Origin of the sequence: Paenibacillus sp. MBLB1832 (assembly GCF_032271945.1) — a bacterium.
Lineage (GTDB): Bacteria > Bacillota > Bacilli > Paenibacillales > NBRC-103111 > Paenibacillus_E > Paenibacillus_E roseopurpureus.
Window position 1 is genome coordinate 4,183,167 of sequence record NZ_CP130319.1, and the last position, 20,350, is coordinate 4,203,516.

Annotated in this window: 20 protein-coding genes; 4 read left to right on the forward strand and 16 right to left on the reverse strand. The window is 48.2% G+C overall.

Features of this window, described 5'->3' with window-relative positions; all coding sequences use genetic code 11:
- Positions 1-15: 15 nt before the first annotated feature.
- The 11 genes from iolB to MJB10_RS18715 form a co-directional block, all read right to left on the reverse strand.
- Entirely contained in the window at positions 16-834 is an 819-nt protein-coding gene (gene iolB, locus MJB10_RS18665) for a 5-deoxy-glucuronate isomerase (protein WP_314797110.1), read from the reverse strand.
- A gap of 19 nt (positions 835-853) precedes the next feature.
- The gene (iolG, locus tag MJB10_RS18670; protein WP_314797112.1) at positions 854-1,894 is read right to left on the reverse strand and encodes an inositol 2-dehydrogenase; all 1,041 of its coding nucleotides are present in this window, start codon (positions 1,892-1,894) and stop codon (positions 854-856) included.
- Positions 1,891-2,769, reverse strand: a complete 879-nt coding sequence (fba, locus tag MJB10_RS18675; protein WP_314797114.1) for a class II fructose-1,6-bisphosphate aldolase — start codon at positions 2,767-2,769, stop codon at positions 1,891-1,893. The genes iolG and fba overlap by 4 nt, the downstream gene beginning before the upstream one ends.
- 32 nt (positions 2,770-2,801) lie before the next feature.
- The gene (locus MJB10_RS18680) at positions 2,802-4,247 is read right to left on the reverse strand and encodes a CoA-acylating methylmalonate-semialdehyde dehydrogenase (protein WP_314797116.1); all 1,446 of its coding nucleotides are present in this window, start codon (positions 4,245-4,247) and stop codon (positions 2,802-2,804) included.
- A 31-nt stretch (positions 4,248-4,278) separates the two neighbouring features.
- Entirely contained in the window at positions 4,279-5,289 is a 1,011-nt protein-coding gene (gene iolC, locus MJB10_RS18685; RefSeq protein WP_314797118.1) for a 5-dehydro-2-deoxygluconokinase, read from the reverse strand.
- 7 nt (positions 5,290-5,296) lie between these two features.
- A complete protein-coding gene (iolE, locus tag MJB10_RS18690) occupies positions 5,297-6,205 on the reverse strand; it encodes a myo-inosose-2 dehydratase (protein WP_314797120.1) in 909 nt (302 codons plus the stop codon).
- Between the two features lie 20 nt (positions 6,206-6,225).
- Positions 6,226-8,091 carry a 3D-(3,5/4)-trihydroxycyclohexane-1,2-dione acylhydrolase (decyclizing) gene (gene iolD, locus MJB10_RS18695; RefSeq protein WP_314797121.1) on the reverse strand — a complete coding sequence of 622 codons (1,866 nt, stop codon included), beginning with the start codon at positions 8,089-8,091 and terminating at the stop codon, positions 6,226-6,228.
- Positions 8,092-8,248: 157 nt separating this feature from the next.
- Positions 8,249-9,805 (reverse strand): response regulator transcription factor, encoded by a 1,557-nt coding sequence (locus MJB10_RS18700; RefSeq protein WP_314797124.1) that lies wholly within the window; start codon positions 9,803-9,805, stop codon positions 8,249-8,251.
- Positions 9,806-11,596, reverse strand: coding sequence for a sensor histidine kinase (locus MJB10_RS18705; protein WP_314797126.1), 1,791 nt, complete (start codon positions 11,594-11,596; stop codon positions 9,806-9,808).
- A gap of 218 nt (positions 11,597-11,814) precedes the next feature.
- On the reverse strand, positions 11,815-12,663 hold the full coding sequence (locus MJB10_RS18710; RefSeq protein ID WP_314797128.1) for an AraC family transcriptional regulator: 849 nt from the start codon (positions 12,661-12,663) through the stop codon (positions 11,815-11,817).
- Between the two features lie 119 nt (positions 12,664-12,782).
- The gene (locus tag MJB10_RS18715) at positions 12,783-14,168 is read right to left on the reverse strand and encodes an ADP-ribosylglycohydrolase family protein (RefSeq protein ID WP_314797130.1); all 1,386 of its coding nucleotides are present in this window, start codon (positions 14,166-14,168) and stop codon (positions 12,783-12,785) included.
- A gap of 181 nt (positions 14,169-14,349) precedes the next feature.
- Between MJB10_RS18715 and rbsK the strand changes: the two genes are divergently transcribed.
- Positions 14,350-15,288, forward strand: coding sequence for a ribokinase (gene rbsK / locus MJB10_RS18720; protein WP_314797133.1), 939 nt, complete (start codon positions 14,350-14,352; stop codon positions 15,286-15,288).
- 75 nt (positions 15,289-15,363) lie between these two features.
- Here the strand turns inward: rbsK and MJB10_RS18725 are convergent, their stop codons facing one another.
- Positions 15,364-15,582, reverse strand: coding sequence for a helix-turn-helix domain-containing protein (locus tag MJB10_RS18725; protein WP_314797135.1), 219 nt, complete (start codon positions 15,580-15,582; stop codon positions 15,364-15,366).
- A gap of 186 nt (positions 15,583-15,768) precedes the next feature.
- Between MJB10_RS18725 and MJB10_RS18730 the strand changes: the two genes are divergently transcribed.
- Positions 15,769-16,224, forward strand: coding sequence for a helix-turn-helix transcriptional regulator (locus MJB10_RS18730; RefSeq protein ID WP_314797136.1), 456 nt, complete (start codon positions 15,769-15,771; stop codon positions 16,222-16,224).
- Here MJB10_RS18730 and MJB10_RS18735 read toward each other — a convergent pair.
- The 4 genes from MJB10_RS18735 to MJB10_RS18745 form a co-directional block, all read right to left on the reverse strand.
- Positions 16,219-16,908: a metal-dependent hydrolase gene (locus MJB10_RS18735; protein ID WP_314797137.1), complete on the reverse strand. Its 690-nt coding sequence runs from the start codon at positions 16,906-16,908 to the stop codon at positions 16,219-16,221. The genes MJB10_RS18730 and MJB10_RS18735 overlap by 6 nt on opposite strands.
- 38 nt (positions 16,909-16,946) lie before the next feature.
- On the reverse strand, positions 16,947-17,207 hold the full coding sequence (locus MJB10_RS18740; RefSeq protein WP_314797138.1) for a hypothetical protein: 261 nt from the start codon (positions 17,205-17,207) through the stop codon (positions 16,947-16,949).
- A 473-nt stretch (positions 17,208-17,680) separates the two neighbouring features.
- Positions 17,681-17,875: a helix-turn-helix domain-containing protein gene (locus MJB10_RS26745; RefSeq protein ID WP_397386543.1), complete on the reverse strand. Its 195-nt coding sequence runs from the start codon at positions 17,873-17,875 to the stop codon at positions 17,681-17,683.
- Between the two features lie 80 nt (positions 17,876-17,955).
- Complete coding sequence (locus tag MJB10_RS18745) at positions 17,956-19,059, reverse strand: threonine aldolase family protein (RefSeq protein WP_314797140.1); 1,104 nt, start codon at positions 19,057-19,059, stop codon at positions 17,956-17,958.
- Positions 19,060-19,155: 96 nt separating this feature from the next.
- Here MJB10_RS18745 and MJB10_RS18750 point away from each other — a divergent pair, with 96 nt between their 5' ends.
- Both MJB10_RS18750 and MJB10_RS18755 read left to right on the forward strand, forming a co-directional pair.
- Entirely contained in the window at positions 19,156-19,449 is a 294-nt protein-coding gene (locus tag MJB10_RS18750) for a Rieske (2Fe-2S) protein (RefSeq protein ID WP_314797142.1), read from the forward strand.
- Positions 19,450-19,517: 68 nt separating this feature from the next.
- On the forward strand, positions 19,518-20,279 hold the full coding sequence (locus MJB10_RS18755; protein WP_314797144.1) for a MerR family transcriptional regulator: 762 nt from the start codon (positions 19,518-19,520) through the stop codon (positions 20,277-20,279).
- Positions 20,280-20,350: the final 71 nt, after the last annotated feature.

The window sequence follows — 20,350 nt, forward strand, 5'->3', positions numbered from 1 at the left end:
GATCTTGCAACCGCCCTACGATTCGCTGGGTTTCGTCATGATCCAAGCATGATCCGGGTCATTATGGAATTTCCATGTCCGTGACGGCCCCGCCATGACATTCAAATAATAGACATCATAGCCTGGAGGCGCGGATACGGGATGATAGCCCTTCGGAACAAGCACCGCTTCCCCATTCTTAACAATCAGCGTTTCATCCAGCGATCGATCGTCGGTATAGACACGTTGAAGCGCGAAGCCTTGCTCGGGTTGAACACGGAAGTAATACGTCTCTTCCAATAACGACTCATCAGGAAGCGCATCTCGATCATGCTTATGCGGCGGATAGCTGGACCAGTGGCCGTTCGGTGTGAATACTTCAACAACCAGTAAGCTGTCCGCTGGCTCGCTCTCAGGCAAAATATTATGAATATACCGCTCAATATTGCCATAACCGCGTGTTTCCACACCGATTTGGGAAGGCGTGATCAATCGAGAGCGATGATTCCCTGCCCCTGGCGCGGCGCAAACCGCGATCTCTAGGGATGTTAAAGCCGTAACTTCATAGCGGTCGTTGCTTGCAACGTAGACAGCATAGGGAGGAATTTGCTCAAACACGCTCATGCGCTTTCCGATATTCGTCCACTTTTCTTCCTTCGTTCGCACATCGGCCTTGCCGCTTACGAGTACAAGACAAACCTCTTGATCCGCGGTTTCACGTGTTAACGTTTGCCCTGCTTCAAGCTTTACAACCTCAAAACCAACATACTGCCAACCTGCCGATGCTGGTGTCACTTGTAACAAACTGCCTTCCTGATTAGGAGAAGCGGATGGTTTCACGATTAATTCGGACATGTTACCGTCCCTCCCATTACTAAGATACCGATGTTTGTTGAAGCAATGCCAACGCTTCGCTTACTTTAACAGGTCGGCCCAAACGAGCAGACAGCTTAGCCGCTAAAGCGATTCGTTCCGCTTGAACACCATCATCACCGCTTACTGGCACGATCTTATCGTTCACAATCGCGTCGATGAACATTTGCGTTTCTTCCACATAAGCCGCTTGATAACGCTCAAGGAAGAAATGCAGCGGCTTATCACTGACGATCGCATCCGCGGTTGAAATTACAGCCGTATTCGGATGATCATTGGATACCACGACGCTGCCTTTTGAGCCGAAAACCTCAACGCGCTGGTCATAGCCATACACCGCTTGGCGGCTGTTATCAATGACACCTAGGGCGCCATTTGCGAAACGAAGTGTCACAACTGCCGTATCCACATCGCCATGCTCCGCGAAATCAGGGTTGATCAACACATTCCCTACCGCGTACACTTCGTCAACTTCACTTCCTGATACGAAGCGAGCCATATCGAAATCATGAATCATCATATCCATGAAAATACCGCCAGACACTTTCACATAATCGATATGCGGCGGATTCGGGTCTCGGGACGTGATTTTAATGATATGCGGATCACCAATCCCGCCTCCTTGTACAACTTCTTGGACGCGCTTGAAGTTATGGTCAAATCTGCGGTTAAACCCGATTTGCAGTTTCACACCAGCTTTTTTGACTTCTTCAATGGCAGATTCCGTTTTCGTAATATCCATGCTGATCGGCTTCTCGCAGAAAATATGCTTGCCTGCTTTGGCCGCTTGTTGAATCAGCGGAACATGGGTATCCGTGGAGGAACAAATGAAAATGGCATCGATGTCGGGATGCTGAATCAAGACGTTACTATCCTTTGTGACGAGTGAAATGTTGCGTGCTTCAGCCCATGCTTCTAACTCAGGGCCAGCAAACAAATCGCTAACCGCGATGATCTCTACCTGAGGCATACGCAGCAAATTGTCCGCGTGAATTTTACCAATTCTCCCTGCACCGATGATGCCAATTTTAATTTTCTTCATCGTAAGTTCCCTCCCGCTTTACCTGCACTGCCGAATAGTTGGATTTTAGCTCTTACCGCAGCCATGATGGCTTCCCGAGCCGGAATTAAATAATTCCGAGGATCGTAAGCATCGGGATGCTCATTTAAATAGTTGCGAATGGTCGCTGTACACGCCATTTGATTGTCTGTATTGACATTGATTTTGGCTGTGCCGCAGGCAATTGCTTGACGAATTTCGTCATCTGGAAGACCGCTGCCGCCATGAAGCACAAGGGGCAGCCCTGTCAGATCTCTGATTTCAGCCATGCGGTCAAAACCAAGCTTCGGTTGTCCACGATAAGGTCCATGAACGGAGCCCAGCGCTGGCGCTAAACAGTCGATGCCTGTTTCTCTCACCAACTGAACGCAGTCCTCGGCAACCGCATACATGCCTTCGGCTTCATCCACGACCAAATCATCTTCACGGCCCGTAATACGGCCTAGCTCCGATTCAACCGATACGCCTAGCACGTGTGCAGCTTGCGTCACTTGACGCGTCACCTCGATATTATGGGCTAGTGTGTGATGAGAAGCGTCGATCATGACGGAGGTGAACCCCGCATGGATCGCTTGGATGCAGACGTCATACGAGCTGCCGTGATCCAAATGAAGCGCAACAGGAACGGTAATACCGTAGTGCGCTATCAACGCTTTCACCATGCCTGCGATGCAGGGAAGTCCGCCCATATAAGGGATATAAGCCTCGCTAACCCCGAGAATGACTGGCGCTTGTTCCACCTGAGCCGCTTGCAGGATCGCTTGCGTAAATTCAAGATTGTTCAAATTAAACTGTCCAACGGCATAGCCGCCTGCCAAGGCTTGCCCCAGCATGTCTTTCATCGAGACGAGTGCCATGATGTCCTCTCCTTCTGTGGCTGCGCTCGCTGTTACCAGCGAGCCGTGACCATTTTCTTACGCGTGTAGAATTCCACGCCATCTGTTCCATTGGCGTGCAAATCGCCGTAGAATGATTTTTTCCAGCCAGAGAAAGGGAAGAACGCCATCGGGGCTGGTACACCAAGGTTAATGCCTAGCATCCCCGCTTCGATCGTTTCGCGGAACTGACGCACGTTGCTGCCATCCTGTGTAAAGAGGCAAGCGCCGTTCGCGAACTCGGAACGGTTCGCCAGCTCAATTGCGTCCTCTAATGTGTCAACGCGAACGATGGACAAGACAGGTGCGAAAATTTCATCTTCCCAAATTTTCATTTCACACTGCACGTGATCGAAAATCGTCGGTCCAACGAAATAGCCCGCTTCACCAGCTGCGGCGTCTTTACGACCATCGCGGATCATAATGGCGCCTTCTTTTTCCCCGATATCGATATATTTCAACGTACGATCCTTATGCACGTCACGAATGACTGGACCTAAGAACACACCATCATCGTTGCCGTTGCCAATCGTAATGGCATCTGCCGCTTCAAGCAGCTTGCTTACAAGCGTATCCGCAACATCGCCTACCGCTACGACGACGGAGCACGCCATACAGCGCTCACCTGCTGAACCGAAAGCAGCGTTCGTGATTTCCTTCACTGCAATGGACAGATTCGCATCTGGCATCACGATGGAGTGATTTTTCGCGCCAGCCAACGCTTGCACGCGTTTGCCATGGGCTGCTGCTGTTTTGTAAATATATTCAGCGACAGGTTGAGAACCAACGAAGGAGATCGCTTTGATCTCTTTATGTTCAAGCAACCCATTCACCACGTCATGCGCGCCATGAACGATGTTCAATACACCAGCTGGCAATCCAGCTTCGTGGAACAATTCCGCGAGGCGATTCGCCAAGTGCGGCGTGCGCTCGGATGGCTTCAATACGAACGTATTGCCACAAGCAATCGCCAGCGGGAACATCCAGCACGGTACCATCATCGGGAAGTTAAATGGCGTAATACCGCCGATTACCCCGATTGGGTAACGATACATGCCGGACTCCAGGTTAGAAGCGATATCGGGAAGCTGTTTGCCCATCATGAGCGACGGTGCGCCAGCAGCGAATTCAACGCACTCGATGCCCCGAAGCACTTCACCGTAAGCTTCCGTGTAGCTTTTGCCGTTTTCTTTCGTGACGATTCTCGCAAGCTCTTCCCAATGGTCAACGAGGAGCTGTTGATATTTAAATAAAATACGAGCTCTCTTCGGCACAGGTGTGCGGCTCCAAGATTGGAAAGCTTCTTGCGAATTACGAACCGCTTGATCGACCTCTGCCTTAGTTGAAATAGGAATATATGCAAGAATCTCTTCTGTTGCAGGATTATATACGGGTTCCGTTTGTGTAGAGGATGAAGCGACCCATTCGCCGCCGATCCAGTTTTTCAATAGTTGTGTCATTTCGGGAACACTCCTTTAAGTTTTAGTCAGATTATGAGGCCGTAATTTCACCACGGTTGCAACGTTCGATATAAGCATCCACTTGCGCTGCCGTCGGCATCGCATCCGAGCAGCTGTGGCTTGAGATCACGATACAAGCTGCCGCGCTGCCGTATTCCATACTTTTCTCCAGCGTCCACCCTTGCATAACACCATAGATAAAGCCCGCCGCATAAGAATCGCCCGCCCCGAACGTCTTCACAACTTTCGCAGGGAAGCTCTTTGCACGATGACCGATACCATCAGGGGTATATGCGATTGAACCTTCTTTGCCATGTTTAATAATGACAATCTTCGCTGAATAATCGAACCACTTGGCCGCCGTAATTTGGTCATCCTTTTCTGGATTATGTTCAAACTGCTCCATCATGTCGAACTCTTCACGCGTACCGAGAATGATATCGCATTTCTCAGCGGCCAAATTATAATACACAGCCGTCTCTTCTGGAGATGTCCACGTATATGGACGGTAATCCAGATCAAACACGATCACAGCCCCGTGCTTCTTCGCATAATTCAAAGCTTGGAACACCGCTTCACGGGATGGGCTCTGAGCAAGCGCCGTTCCCGAAATAAGCAACACTTTCGCTTGTGCAATCAGGGATTCCTGAACCTCGCCAGGTGTTAATTTCAAATCAGCTACGTTATTGCGGTACATGAGAATACTGCAATCTGATGGACTTTTGATCTCGGTAAAAGCAAGCCCTGTTACAGCTCCCGTCTGATCGGTCACGACATTGCTCGTATCAATGGCGTTACGCTGCAAATAGTCGGCGATGAAACGGCCCATTTGATCATTGGCGATTTTGCCGATAAAAGCCGTCTTCATCCCTAACCGCGACATCCCGATTGTAATGTTCGCAGGAGATCCGCCAACATACTTGGTGAACGTCATCGTTTCTTCCATAGGACGGTTAATCTCATTCGCGTTCAAATCGATGCAAAGTCGGCCGATAGCTGCAAAATCAAGCGATTTCGCTTGCGGAAAAGTCACATAGGTCATGGATGGATTACCTGCTTTCTTGGGAAATCAAAGATTGGATATAAGTCAATGCTTGCTTCGCATAGTCATACGGATTATGTGCAGCCGGGTCTTGCTCGCCTTCCAGCATGGCCCACCCTTGGTAGCCACGTGTCAACAGCTCATTGAATATGGGTGCAAAATCGAGGCAGCCATCGCCCGGCACCGTAAATACACCTTTGCGGATACACGTTACGAAGTCCACTTGCTCGGCGCGCGCTTCATCTAACACCGCTTGACGAATATCTTTCAAGTGAATATAAGCAATGCGATCATAATGTTTACGCAGTACGCTGAGCGGATCCGCACCGCCATAATAGGCATGGCCTGTATCGAACAGCAGATATACCAAGGACGGATCGGTTAGCTCCATGAGCTTATCGATTTCTTCCGGCGATTCAACAACCGTTCCGCCGTGATGATGGTAGGAGAGTTTCAAGCCATATTCTTGAGCAATCGCGCCAGCGCGGTTTAGCCCTTCAGCCAAACTCTGCCAACCTGCCTCGTCGAGACGAAGGACTTCCTTCTCATTCGGTGTGCGGCGAGGGTCAAAATGGAGCGAACCTCCCACTTCCGCCGTCGAAATGACCGTGCTTCCCATCGCCTTCAGGAATTCGACATGCATGCGATAAGCTGCGAGCTCTTCATCCCGGTAGGCAGGATCGGAGAACAGAACGGATTTCCACTGTGATACAAGGCTAATGCCACGATCCGAAAGTTCTTTCTTAAGGACGTCCACATCGGCTGGAAATTTACGCCCCATCTCCGTTCCCTTTAATCCTAACGCTTGAATATCATCAACGATTTGTTCGAATGTTGTTTCAGCGCCATGCTCTCTCACATCTTCCCCCACCCAATTAATGGGATGTATTCCGAGCTTGAACGGTAGTTCTGCCATCGTAACGTCACCTCTTCTGTTTAAATGGGTTTTGCAGCTTGTACTCGTTTCTTCATATTTTCATGTGCAGCAAGGACTTTCGGACTTTCGGAAACCTCGGGTACACCTACGTGCCACCAAGATTCATACCCGCCTGTATTCGTCCCTGGTACGACTGGAATTTCAATTAAGGTCGTCACCGATTCTTTTTTGGCTAAAAGTAATGCGGCTTTCAACTCTTCTGGATTGTTCGCTTTGTAAGCCTTCGCGCCCATAGCGCGCGCATGTGCGGTGAAATCAATGGGCATGTAGCTGCCTGATAGTGTATTTGACGCTGCATCCCGATAGCGGAATTCATTCCCAAAGCCGTCACTACCCTGACTGCGCTGCAAATTATGAATGCATTGGAAGCCATGATTATCGAACAAGAGGATCGTGAATTTCCGTCCTTCTTGCAAGCTTGTCACCAATTCGGAATGAAGCATTAGGTAGCTACCATCTCCGACGATCGCATACACTTCGCGATTTGGTTCAGCTAACGCGACCCCGAATGCGCCGCTGACCTCGTATCCCATGCAGGAAAAGCCATACTCCATATGGTAAGTCTTAGGCTCGGATGCTCTCCAGAGTCGGTGCAGATCGCCAGGCAGGCTTCCCGCTGCACACACGACAACCGCAGAAGGATCAATGGTTGCATTGATAATCCCTAGGGCGTGCGTTTGTGCAAAACCTTCGGCGCATTCGATCCTATATAAGCGATCAACCTCTTGATCCCATACCGCTTTTAGGGCAGCGGTGTCATCCGACTCGTAGCTGCTAACATATCCTTGCGAAGCTAATGCTTCTCGCAATAAGCGGAGACCTGTTTTCGCATCAGCGGTAATGCCGACACCGTTCAATTTCGAGGAATCGAAACTGCTAATGTTGATATTGATAAATTGCACATCTGAATGCGTAAAGGCGGATTTGGACGCTGTTGTAAAATCAGAATAACGTGTGCCGATCCCGATGATCAGATCCGCCTCTTTCGCCAGCTTGTTGGCCGCGAGTGTTCCTGTGACGCCGATCGCGCCAACGTTCAGCGGATGGTTCCAAGCTAGGGCGCTTTTCCCTGCCTGCGTCTCCGCGACGGGAATGCCGAACGATGCTGCAAAATCCATCAGCTCTTGCATGGCATCGGCATAGAGTACACCACCGCCAGCGATGAGCAATGGACGCTTCTTCTGCAGACATAATGCCGCAGCGCGGTCAATCGCTTCTTGAGCGGGCGGACGACGATCGACATAATGGATCTTCTTCTCGAAGAACGCTTCCGGATAATCGTACGCTTCTGCCTGCACATCTTGTGGCAATGCCAACGTTACCGCTCCTGTCTCGGCAGGATCCGTAAGCACCCGCATCGCCTGGATCGCCGCACTCATCAATTGCTCGGGACGAACAATCCGATCCCAGTATTTACTCACTGCTTTGAACGAGTCCGTCGCAGATAGTGTGTAATCTCCTACAACTTCGAGCTGTTGCAATACAGGGTCAGGCTGCCTCGAAGCGAAATTATCTCCAGGCAGCAGCAGAACCGGAATGCGATTGACTGTCGCCGTTGCTGCCGCAGTAACCATATTCAATGCGCCAGGCCCGATCGAAGTTGTGCACGCATAGATTTGCCTGCGATTCTTCTGTTTCGCAAACGCCGTTGCGGCATGTACCATGCCTTGTTCATTTTTTCCTTGTATGTAAGTGAGGTCACCTGCACTTCGTTCCAACACCTCACCAATACCCGTTACATTGCCATGTCCGAAAATCCCCATAACCCCTTGAACGAATTTCGTCTCTTGTCCATCGACGGAGATGTATTGTTGATCTAGAAACCGAAGAAGTGCTTGTGCCATCGTAAGTCGAATTGTACGCATGCCAATCTCCCTTCCGCTTAACAAAGGTTAAGCGCTTAATCCCTGAAAGTTAAACACTTAACCAAAAGTAAGTTAAGCGCTTAATCCGATGATACAACATATTCATTTCTCTAGCAATGCTTTTTTTCATGGTTATTCGTTCATGTTCTGCCTGCCATTATGGCGTCGGATTGGCACTTCGGTATTCCTTCGGTGACATTTGGAACTGTTGTTTGAACACATTGGTGAAATAATTGGGCTCGTCAAACCCGATTGCGCAAGCAATTTCAAATATTTTCATATCCGTATTCCGCAGCAGCAGCGCTGCCTTATCCATTCGGACCCGCGTTACGAAACGAGTAAAGCTTTCTCCTGTCGCTTTCTTGAATACAACACTGAAATAGCTCGGATTTAAATGGATATGGCTCGCAACATCCGTTAAACGGCATTCTTCGTTGTAATGCTCCTCGATGTATTTGACCGCTCGCTCAATGACATTATCACTTTTGGAAGCCTGCCATTGATTGAACTGGAGCACGAAGTTCTTCACTTGCTTCTCTGCCCAGTCCAGTACCTCTTCCGAGGTCCAATGGAGCTGCGGCATTTCATTAGGAATCCTAGCAAGCGCCCCAGAGTCCTCTGGATCAAATTGCTTCTGAATCGTGCTGTTCATTGCAATCGAAAGGGACAATGCGCTGATTCGCATTTCCTCCGTCGTTGCTGCTTTCAGCTCAGCGAGCACACGTTGAAGTAGGTCATGTAGACTGTCTTCTTGTCCGACGAGGATCGCAGACATGAGCTGAACTTCCATCTCTCTGACCCTCGCTTGATTGAGCGATAACACCATGCCAGAGCCCGTCTCCTGACCGCTCACGACAGGAAGATCGATGGGCCCAGATACCGCCTCTTTCGTCAAGAGATACAGCTCTGACAGTTCATTCGCAGATGGCGCAGGCCCCATGGCCATCATGACCGTCCGTATTTTCAAATAGGCCAACGAAGCTGCAGGAATAGCCTCTTGCAGAGAATCATCAATCAACGGACGATCCGTCACTAAGAGAAACGTGCCATGCTCAACCAACAGAAGCTGCGCTTCCAGTCCTGCTCCCTTTACCAGCTCTTCGACAATATTGGAGAAGGCAAATTGCAGCAGGCTCATATCCCTTTTCCCATTGGACCTATGCGCCATATCTTCATTGTTCATGTGCAACAGCCACAGATGTTTACCAGCCAGCGCCTCATTCAAGCCTTGCAAAATGCTCATCTCATATGGCAAGTCTAACAACACCGCACGCAGCCCCTGATCTAGTTGCAGTTGCAGCTGCATGTGCTGCTTCTGCTGAAGTGCGTATTTCTCATAGAACCGCTCAGAGGCTTTATTCATAATCTGGCGCACATCTTCTTCTGTACACGGTTTGATCAGAATATCCAGCGCACCCAGCCGTACAGCGGCTTGTGCGTATTCGAAATTTTTGTATCCAGTCAAAATGATTACCAGCATATCTGGATAACTTTTACGGAGCTCCGCTACGAATTCGAGCCCGTCCATCACCGGCATTCGGATATCCGTCAGGACGAGATCAGGCTGCAGCTCCGCCAGCATCGCTAACGCATCCTGCCCATTGCCCGCTTCACCAACGACCTGCCAGCCTAGCTCCCTGCCTTGCAGCATCTTGATGAGTCCTTTTCGAAAATTCAACTGATCTTCCACAATGAATACTCGCCCGCTTCTCATCTATTGCACCTCCTGCTCCACTTGTGTTTGTAGCGGTAAAACAAGCCGCATCGTCGTTCCACTTCCCAAACTGCTCGTGATGTCCAAGCGATATGGCTTTCCATAGACCAGTTCGATTCTCCGCACAACACTGCGCACACCGAGGCTCTCTCGCCCATCTGAACGATATGGCAGAGCGGAGCCCTGAACACCGAAAATTTGTGAAATGGCTTTCTCATCCATGCCGCAGCCATTATCCGTGATTTCGATCTCTAGGAAGCCGTCGCGGCTGCTTGCTTTCATGATCAGCACTTTATGTGTCACCATATTACGAAAGGCATGCATAAACACATTTTCCACCAGGGGCTGGAGCAATGACCGCATCACCTGAACATTCATCACCTCTTCATCGACTTGAACGATCGTCTCCAAATCGGTTTCAAACAGCTCTTTTTGTATTTTCAAATAATTCCGGATCTGCTGGAACTCTTCCTTCACCGTCGTTAACGTTCGCACTGGCATCAATGAGTATTTCAGCATTTCCGAGATCGCGGCGATCAAAGCTGCCGTTTCGGTCTCATCTTGCAAATACAATTTCCAATAAATTTCATTGAACATATTGTGTAGAAAATGGGGATTCAATTGCGCTTGCAGCGCCTTCAGCTCCGCTTCTTTCTCACTAAGCTGCGTGAGGTACACTTCCTTAATCAGACGTCCAACCTGCTCGGCCATGGCATTAAAGCTCTCCCCCATGTAAGCCAATTCATCATGCGTTCGAATTTCGATTCGCGCATCGAAATCGCCCGATCTCAACTTGCGTAATCCCTGCAGCAAATCCTTAATCGGCCTTAATAGATTTCCAGTAAATAAGACGATCAACACACTCGAAAGCAGAATGCTTATTAAACCCGAGTAGACAATTTTCTTAAACAAATCCTGGCTCCGCAATTGAATCTGCGATAGCGAGGTGCCGCTGACCAGCTTGAAGGAGGTCACATCCGACTGACCCTGAACAAACAGATGATGTTCCATTAATTGGGTTCGATTTAACCCTCTAAGGATATTTAATTGATCTAGACCTAATGGCGAGTTCGTAAATAAAAGTTCGTTATCCTTATTAAATAAATAGACTTGCCCTTCTCCTTCTTGGGTCAGCTCCTTCAGCGAGCCTGAGAAAAAGGATTCGTCGAAAGCCATGACAAGTACACCGTATGTCGCCAAATTGCTATTTTTCATCCAGCGTGCCACAACAATCGTATTTCGATAGCCACTGGGCTCAATGGAGGATGGTAGAGACATGCTCATCCAGACGAGATCCCCTGATGTATTGAACAGCTTCGCATGAATCACACTGAATATTTGTTCATTGGGTGTTTTTATGGACGACGTTGTATAACTGAAATACGAGGGCTCTCCCTTTAAGTCATAGAGATACATCCCTGTAATATAGGGAGCATCTGACTTGAGTTGGAACATTTGATCATCGATTTGCATTTTATTAGCGTATTGTTCGTATGGGTCTAATTCTTTACCCGAATTCATTCGTGAGATAACCTTCTCGAGGGCAGGATTAAACACAATCGTTTGCGAAATACGAACAACCTCTTGGACTTTAAGATCCAATTTCGCCAACGCCTCTTTATTCGTGCTTGAAAACTGCTTGCTGATTTCTTCCTCAAACATCGTTAAGTTATAACGGTACGTTAAATAGCCCGTCACACAGAAGGCGAAGAGAATAATGACAGATAAACTGAGAATCAACTTTACCCTGAAGCTGCGATTAATACCGATGAGATTCCGAATCCAGGACATCGTCTCATTTACCCCTTTGTATGCATGGTTGATAGTTCTGTGACGATATTATAACAACATTATTCGTATTCCCGCTATTCATTTAAACATGGGTAAAATAGAAAAAGACCCCGCACGTCAGCGAGGCTGGGGAAAAGCGGTATGGCGAGCGAACATCGACTCAAGGCTTATTTTTCAAAAACTCATTCAGCTGCTTCTGTATTCTGCAATGACTTTACCTAAGCAACGAACACTAAACGTCGATAATCCTCGGGCGACATCATAACGTACTCCTTAAAATTCCGATAAAAGGTTGCCATACTCTGGAAACCGCACTCATACGAAATTTCGGTGACACTGCTGGCCGTTAATGCTAATAACCGCTTTGCATGTTGAATTCGAAGTGTAATGAGATGACTTTTAAATTTACGCCCCGTAGCTTCTAAAATCAATCTGGATAGATGAGACTGGCTTATATGAAATAGCTGAGCCAGCTGAGTCAGGTCAAGATCTCTCTGATAGTGCTGCTCAATGTAGTGTAAGACGGGACGAATATGCTCATAATTCCGCATACCATCCAACCAGGATGACCGGCTGACTTCTTCTTTGGACATACGAAACAGGTCAACACAAATGGACAATAGCAAACTTTTGAGCGCGGTTTTGTAGCCTGGTGCCTGTTCTTTTTTCTCTACGTACATCTGTTCAATCTTATACCGCAACTGCTCGATTAGTTGTGCATCGCCTTGCAATCGATTACGAAGATGAAACGGATAATAGCGAAAAGGGACCATGAGTTCAGGCTCTTCTTTCGCAAGCAACTCCGAATCAAAGTATAGAAACACAAACTCGCACGGATCATCGGGATCCGACTGAGCAATATGACTTTCCAAGACATTCACGATGAATATATCTCCAGGAGCAACCGTGTAAACGTTTTGACCAAAATAAAAGCTGCCTCGGCCGGAAAGACATAAGCCCATCTCAAAGCTATGGTGATGATGCTGAGGTTCAAGACAAGCGCTTGGCGTCCACTTAAAGATATCAATGGGAAGCTCTTTATTATCATATGTGATAGGCAAAATCATCGAGATGGTCCTTCCTTTGTCATAGAGTCGATTACCTATCATTATACCAAGGAAGCGCTCGGTAAAGGAATAAAATATCCTGAACCGAGCGCCGAGGGCAGCGCATTCTCAATATGAACTTACTTCTTCTGTTTCAGTTTCAAAAAGACGTCATGGCTTCTCTGTGCACATTCTGAAATCGCGATGGGGTGAAATCCGATAACCGCCGAATACAACGTATCATGGAGCGGTTCCACCCAATGGCTCGGCAAAGACTTTGCTCCAAGCGAAGCCCCCATGATAGAACCTACAGTAGCTCCATTACAATCCGTATCCCACCCGCCTAGTACGGAAGTGCTGATCGCTTTCGTAAAATCACCTTTAGCATATACCAGAGACGCTGCGACTAAAGCAGCATTATTATTGGTATGAACTGGATCGTAGTGTTTAAAAGCATCCCAAATCTTCTCAACTAATGTGAGTTGATCTTCGGTCTGTCTAGCAATTTCTACCGCTTTGTGGATGTCTCGTGCCAGGCGGCAGTTAGCTGGAATTTCACTAAGTCCAATTTCCACGATTTTGATTGGATCGGACTCCACAAATGCAGCTGCGATCATGGCAGCGACGAACATCTCGCCATAAATGCCGTTGCGAACATGCGAGAAAGAAGCATCTCGCCAAGCGAAATCGGCTGCCAATTCTGGCTGGCCCGCCGCTCCATAAGCGAAGCCGTCTGCGCGAATTTGCGCGCCGATAAATTCACGATACGGGTTCAAGTGTGTGCGTACCCAATCTTTCTTTTGCTCCCAATCCGCAGGCCGCACTTGTTCTCCATAATGATAGGTAACTTGCGCGAAATTTAAATAGGATTGCGTTTCCGCCGTACATACTTGTTGATAGCTGAGCACCTCATGCCATAGCTTGCCGATATCCCAGGAATCCCAGTCCAGTCCTTTTCGTTCAAGCATCATGAGCCCGAGTACCGTGTATCGAATATCATCATCGGTTTGCATATAGGCAATACGTTCTCGTGTGCTTTCCATCCCCCAAAATGCCAAGTCAATTCCATATTGTTCCTTCGCGGTAGAATGGCCAGGTGTGTAGTCGTTGATGGGCCAAGCATTTGCACCTTCAAACCAGAGACGTACATTTTCCCAGCCCGCTCGGCCATGCGAACCCGCCATAAAGTTCGGCCATTCCAGCGGTTTGCCTAATGCGCAGCCGATCGCTCTGCCCAACCAAGCACCGTAGAACTTGTCCGACCATTGCTCAGGACTCAACTCCTTGTCCATCGTACGCGGACCTGACGGGCGAAGCCGGCGAATGTCCGCTAATTCATTCGGCTCATCTAGATTCGGCACCGTGGGTTTCAAGGCCTGCAGCTCTGCATAAATCGCCATTAATGTTGCTTGATCATCCCCTGATGATTCAATCCGTTCTAGAAATCCATCTACGAGACACGCTTCATCTCTGCGCTGCTGTACTTCCGCAATTAATAAATCCTTTAATCCAACCCATCCAGCCATATCCAATTCCTCCACCCTGTAATTCTGCTTTATTTCAAAGTTTACGGGAAATTGGGCTTTAGCGCTTACCAGTTTATGCAGATCATTCTCATTTCTTGCGAATGAAGCGATGTGCATACCCAGATCGAGTGTAAACGCTTATAATGGCCCTAGTGATACGAAAAGAAAGGAAGAAATCGACATGAAAACCATTTATGTGGTGGGCAGCATCAACATGGATATTGTTAACGAAGTAGGTCAATTCCCCCTCCCTGGGCAGACGGTAGAAGGATTGCATACTCATTATCAACCTGGAGGAAAAGGTGCTAATCAGGCTGTAGCAGCAGCTAAGGCTGGTACTCAGGTTCAAATGACCGGCGCGGTCGGCCATGATGCTTTTAAGGTGCCTCTCCTAGCGTCTCTGGCGAACAATGGCGTAGGAACTTCGCATGTGTTAGAAAAAGCCTGTGAATCTGGTTTAGCCTTCATTACTGTAAATGGTGAGGGGGAGAATTGCATTATCCTGTCTCCAGGAGCCAATAAGCAATTGACCGTAGACGATCTCCCTGCCGAGCTCTGGCAAGAAGCAGGCTTGATTTTGCTTCAGAACGAAATCCCTTGGGAACTGACCAGAACGGTGATCCAAACTGCGCATCGGTACGGAATCCCTGTTTGGCTGAATCCTGCGCCTGCGTTTGCCTTGCCAGTTGAATTATACGCCTTCATTCATACCTTAATTCTGAATGAGACAGAAGCTGAAGTGTTGACGGGTCAATCCATTTCTAGTGAAGGGGAAGCCATGAAGGCCGCTGCTCAACTGCTGCACGATGGAATTCGCCGTGTCGTCTTGACCCTTGGAAGCAAAGGCCTGCTATTTAGTGATGAAACCGGAGGGATTCAGTACCTCCCTGCGTATGTCGTTCAGCCTGTGGATACGACCGCTGCAGGCGATACCTTTATCGGCGCTTTCGCATCCGCTTGGATAAGAGGACTCGCCCCACTTGAGAGCTTAACATTCGCATCTGCTGCCGCAGCGTTAGCCGTGACACGATCCGGTGCTCAAAGCAGCGTGCCCAGCGAAGCAGAAATCGCTGCTTTTATGCTCACACAAGCGGCCCCGATCCCACGTCAACTCACGTAAATCCCTCAATGAGAAAAAATGCTCGAGAAAGGCGTATATCCCCTTCCTCGAGCTGTTATTATTTCTGTTTGCCCCTCAAGCCATATTAATATAAAACAGCTCATCTACTTCTCTCTCCAGCGCTTCACTCAATCGCTTCGCCGTCGAAGGACCTACGGATTTAATCGCCCGTTCCATTAAACTGATGTACGCATGGCTTAGCCCTGTGTGTCTCGCAAGTTCTCGCTGTGAGTACCCTTTCGTCACTCTCGCTCGAATAAAGGCATCCGTCTTGACTACGATTCGAATGTGCATGATTGATTCCAGACCTCCGTTCTCCCATCGTTCCCATATTCTGTATTATACCCATCACACTTCACTTATGCAATCACTAAAATTTACTTTAGTAATCAAGCATCACGCCGTGAAGTTCCGCTATGTTTGTAGATACAGATATCTTGTAATTACTATAGTAAACTGATAGTATTAAAACGTTTACTAATGTTTACTTGGACGAGTGAGGATGAGACCATGTATTTCTACGATAAATTAAAAGATTTACGTAAATTAAAAGGTTATACCATTCGTGAGCTCGCGGATCGATCCGGCGTCTCGACGGCCTATATATCACAGTTGGAGAACGGCAACCGCGGCATCCCTTCCCCGGAAGTTCTAATGAAGTTGTCCGAAGGACTCAACACTTCTTATTCCGAACTGATGGACATCGCGGGTTACTTGGAAAACTCCCAGACCCAGCAACAATTCCAAAGCAATCCCGTCAATCTGCGGCGTTTTCTTCGTGAAAATGAATTAATGTTCGACGGCATCCTTCTGACGCCTGAAGATAAGGAGTGGGTAGAACGTATGCTTACGGTCCTCTTCTGGAAGGAACGTCAAGCGAACAAAGGGGCGGATCAAGAGGAAAGTGGGTCCCCTGATACGCCCCTGCCCTTATAGTTTCAATTGTTGCCCAGGCGTCATCACGATGCCCTTGATGTCTTCTTCAGCTAAGCTTCGCACGAATGCGTCTGGATCTTGCTTGATGATGGGGAACGTGTTGTAGTGCATCGGAACGACGGTGTCAGCTTTCAGATACTTCGCCGCCATCACCGCATCTTCTGGCCCCATCGTGAAGTTGTCGCCAATTGGCAAGAACGCGAGATTAATGTCGTTGTGCTTGCCAATCTCCTTCATATCTCTGAATAATCCCGTATCTCCCGCGTGATAAATGGTTTTGCCTTCAGCCGTAATAAGGAAGCCGCTGGCCATGCCTGTATAGATGTTTTCCGTGCTTCCATATGGACTGTACGAAGAATCATGCAGTGCAAGTGTCAATTTCACTTTCCCAAACGGGAACTGGAACGCCCCGCCGATCCCCATACCATGCGTTTTGGCCCCTTGAAACCCGAGATACCTACACAAATCATTCGGTCCGATGACTGTAGCCTGATTGCGTTCGGCAATCGATATCGTATCTCCGACATGATCTCCATGCCCATGCGTGACCAAAATATAATCAGCCCTGATATCTTCCGCTTTAGCGGTCGCGAGCGGATTGCCTGTTAAGAACGGATCAATGATGATGGTATGCCCCTCGAACTCAATTTCAACACAGCTCTGTCCATGAAAAATGATGTTCAAACCATTCAGCTCCCTTAATGTTTATTAGCTCATCTTATCTAATTTGCCAGAATACTATTCATTTTCTTCTCTAGCTGCACAAGCCCTTCCTCTGGATCCAGCCCGCTCATAACGATACTTTGCAAATCCTCGGAGAGCGTTGTGAACATCGTCGCGTATTTATCCGTTTGCGGCAGCTTGCGGTACGGCAGGTCTTGATAAGCCGAGCGTATGCGAGCTCCCCCACTGGGCCTGACTCCCGAATAACGCAGGAAGGGGCATAATGTTGCGGTGAGTAAGCTTGTAAATTTCTTTTTCATGGTGATACACAACCCTCTCTCATTTTGGTTTATGGTTGAATTGAATGCCTTTTCATTCGGATGTAAGGGCTTTCCTTGGTTCTAACTTTACAGGGATTTAAGTTCAGTCAAAACCGATAAAACCGTCTATTTAAGGGAACAAACGTAAGATCTCTCCGAGCAGCCTTGCGGGAAAAAGGGGAGAATCTTACGATTGGTTGTCAATCGTACGGTGAGCTTCTCCAATAAAAAAAGAGCCCGAAGGCTCTTCCTTTTAATTAACCGAAATATTGTCAAAGCTCACACTATTGCCGAATACACCTTAATATTCACCTCATTAATAACGACCTTCATGTGGTACCATGTGTTCGTGCTAATTGTTGTATTGGTAAGAGCAAGCTGTGTCCAGTTGTTGGTGAACTACACACCAACTAAGAAGTGGGTGCTTCTTGATCAATGCAGCTAATGCTCCAAGTTTACCCAAGCTTTATAGGCTAGTTGCTAGCCAGTTCGTACTCCTTTTTGTACTGAGCTGGGGTATTCTTGAGCATGGTTTCTGTTTGCCTATAATGCTCGATCTTATCAGAAAGCATTTTGTTATAGATAATCCGAACACAGCCGAATACCATTGCAAGATATTGTTGCTGTTCGAGGCTAGGATAGATGCGATATTTATATGCTCTTAGCATGATTCGTATAAAAAGGTTCAATATCTAAACTTAGATTAGACCATTGTCATTCATCCCCGCTCTAGAAAACGGGAGAATTTTTACATCGGCCAATTAACCTCTTGCAAACTTGCATCCAAACGCTCCAAGGCGCGCTTCAATTCATTCTTCGGAATTCTCGCATAGCAATCGCCAATGCTGACCTCGAACCCGCATGTATGCTCATTAATCTCACGCAAAAAGTGGCTCAACCCCACGCCTGTCTCTTCATACAATGCGATCAGAATAGGCTCCAGCTTGTCCTTCGGAAGCGCTACGCGAACGTGGAACATATTCGTTACAGGCACCCGCGGCAGCGTCGTAACCAGATGACAGCTATTATACAGCGCAGCAAGTTCTACAGCTTGCTCATAGTACTGGGGCATTTTATGTACCCGCTGCTTGAAATAGTGACCTGCGGTCAAATAATACGGATAGAGGGAGATTAGATCGCCGCCATGACGTCTTTTCCACACTTTCGACTTCGCCGTAAACGCCTCTTCACCAGCTAGAATAGCGCCTGCAATCCCGCCAATGCCTTTGTAGAACGAGATATATACACTGTCAAAAAGCGCACAAATGTCCGCCGCGGTCTTCTGATAATACGGCAGCACTTCGTATAAACGAGCGCCATCTAGATGCAGTTTAATGCCTTTGGCACGGCAATGCGCCGAGATCGCGACAAGCTCTTCGAACGGCGGCAATTCACCGCCAATTTCCCGCTGAGGCAGCTCTAGGAGCAGACAAGCGATATCTTCCTGCAGCTCGAGAATCTCGTCTAAACGAATGAGGCGATCCTTCTCACCGAGGAGAATCGACTGGATCTGATGCAGCTCCCTCAGTCCATCTTCTTCGTGAATTTCGAGATGGCTCAGCGGATGGTAGGCCACTTTCCGAATGCCTGCCTCATCGCACCAAATGCGAAGGGCAATTTGCTGTGCCATCGTGCCGCTCGGGAAGAACACGGCTTTCTCTTTGCCTAAGTACGCGGCCATTTCCGCTTGAAAAGCTTCGATGCCTTCGCCGGTGCCATAAATATCACTCTCAACCGTTCCATCAAGCTCATTGATAACTTCTTTCAAAACGTCCAAATTTCTGCGGCCATGCCCACCAACGGGATACTCCGTTTGGCGAAAAGCGGCTGCTAAAGGGGACAATGTGCTCATTTGATCATGCTCCTTCTTCTGAGTCTCCATTCGATAGAGATCTTTGCTGTCGATTGGCTTATAATAAAAAGAAAACCTGTGAAAAGGAGCTTCCCTATGAATGAATTCCTTATCGGCTATAAAGAACAGTTTACTGCAAGTCCGACCGAAGTGAAAGTGAACGGCAAACGATTCTTTCTCACGGAAGCAGATGGTGTCTATTCCTTGCTTTCAAGTCGCTGCCCGCACGCTGGATTTGCTGTTGAGCTAGAGAATGGCGAGCTTGAATGTCCGATGCACGGCTGGACCTTCGAAGTGCACACGGGACGCTGCCACAATATTCCGAGCGCAAGACTGCAATCCTATGAAGTTATAGATCGCGATGGCGAGCTGTTCGTACAGATGGACTAATTTATAAATAAGGTATTGACATTCACGCTACGTAAAGCTTTACAGTAAAGGTGTCAGGAGGTGAAGAGATGGAATATACCGTTCAGCACTTGGGTAAGTTGGCAGGGGTCAGCACCCGTACGCTTCGCTACTATGATGAGATTGGACTTCTTACGCCGGCAAGAATCAACTCATCGGGCTATCGTATTTATGGGCAGGACGAGGTTGACCGACTTCAGCACATCTTATTTTATCGGGAGTTAGGCATCCCCTTGGAGCAAATCAACGAGATCATGATGTCGCCTACCTTTGACGGCACCCGTGCACTGAAGGACCATCGCGAGCAACTCCTCGACAAACGAAGACAGCTGGATGCGCTCATTGCCAACGTTGAGCAAACCATCGCTGCCAATGAAGGGAGAATTACGATGACAGATAGAGCGAAATTCGAAGGCTTCAAGCAAAAGCTGATCGATGAGAACGAAGCGAAATATGGGAAAGAAATTCGTGAGAAATACGGGGACGAACAAGTCAATAAGAGTAATCAGCGGGTTAAAAATATGACGCAGGAGCAGCACGACGAGGTGACTCGTTTGGCTGGCGAGGTCACAGCTGCGCTTGCTGAAGCTTTCAAGCTAGGAGACCCCGCCAGTGAGCTGGCTCAAAAAGCAGCCGACTTGCACAAGCAATGGCTCTGTTTCTATTGGACCGAATATAGCAAAGAAGCGCATGCTGGGCTTGCCGAAATGTATGTGGCCGATGAGCGCTTTAAGGCCTACTACGACGAGAAGCAGCCTGGGACGGCTGAGTTCCTCCGCGATGCGATTCACATTTATACAGGGGTACACTAGCACGTTTTCTATGAAACTCCATACGAATCCAAAACTTTTACAAGAGATTGCATATACTAGCATTACCAGCC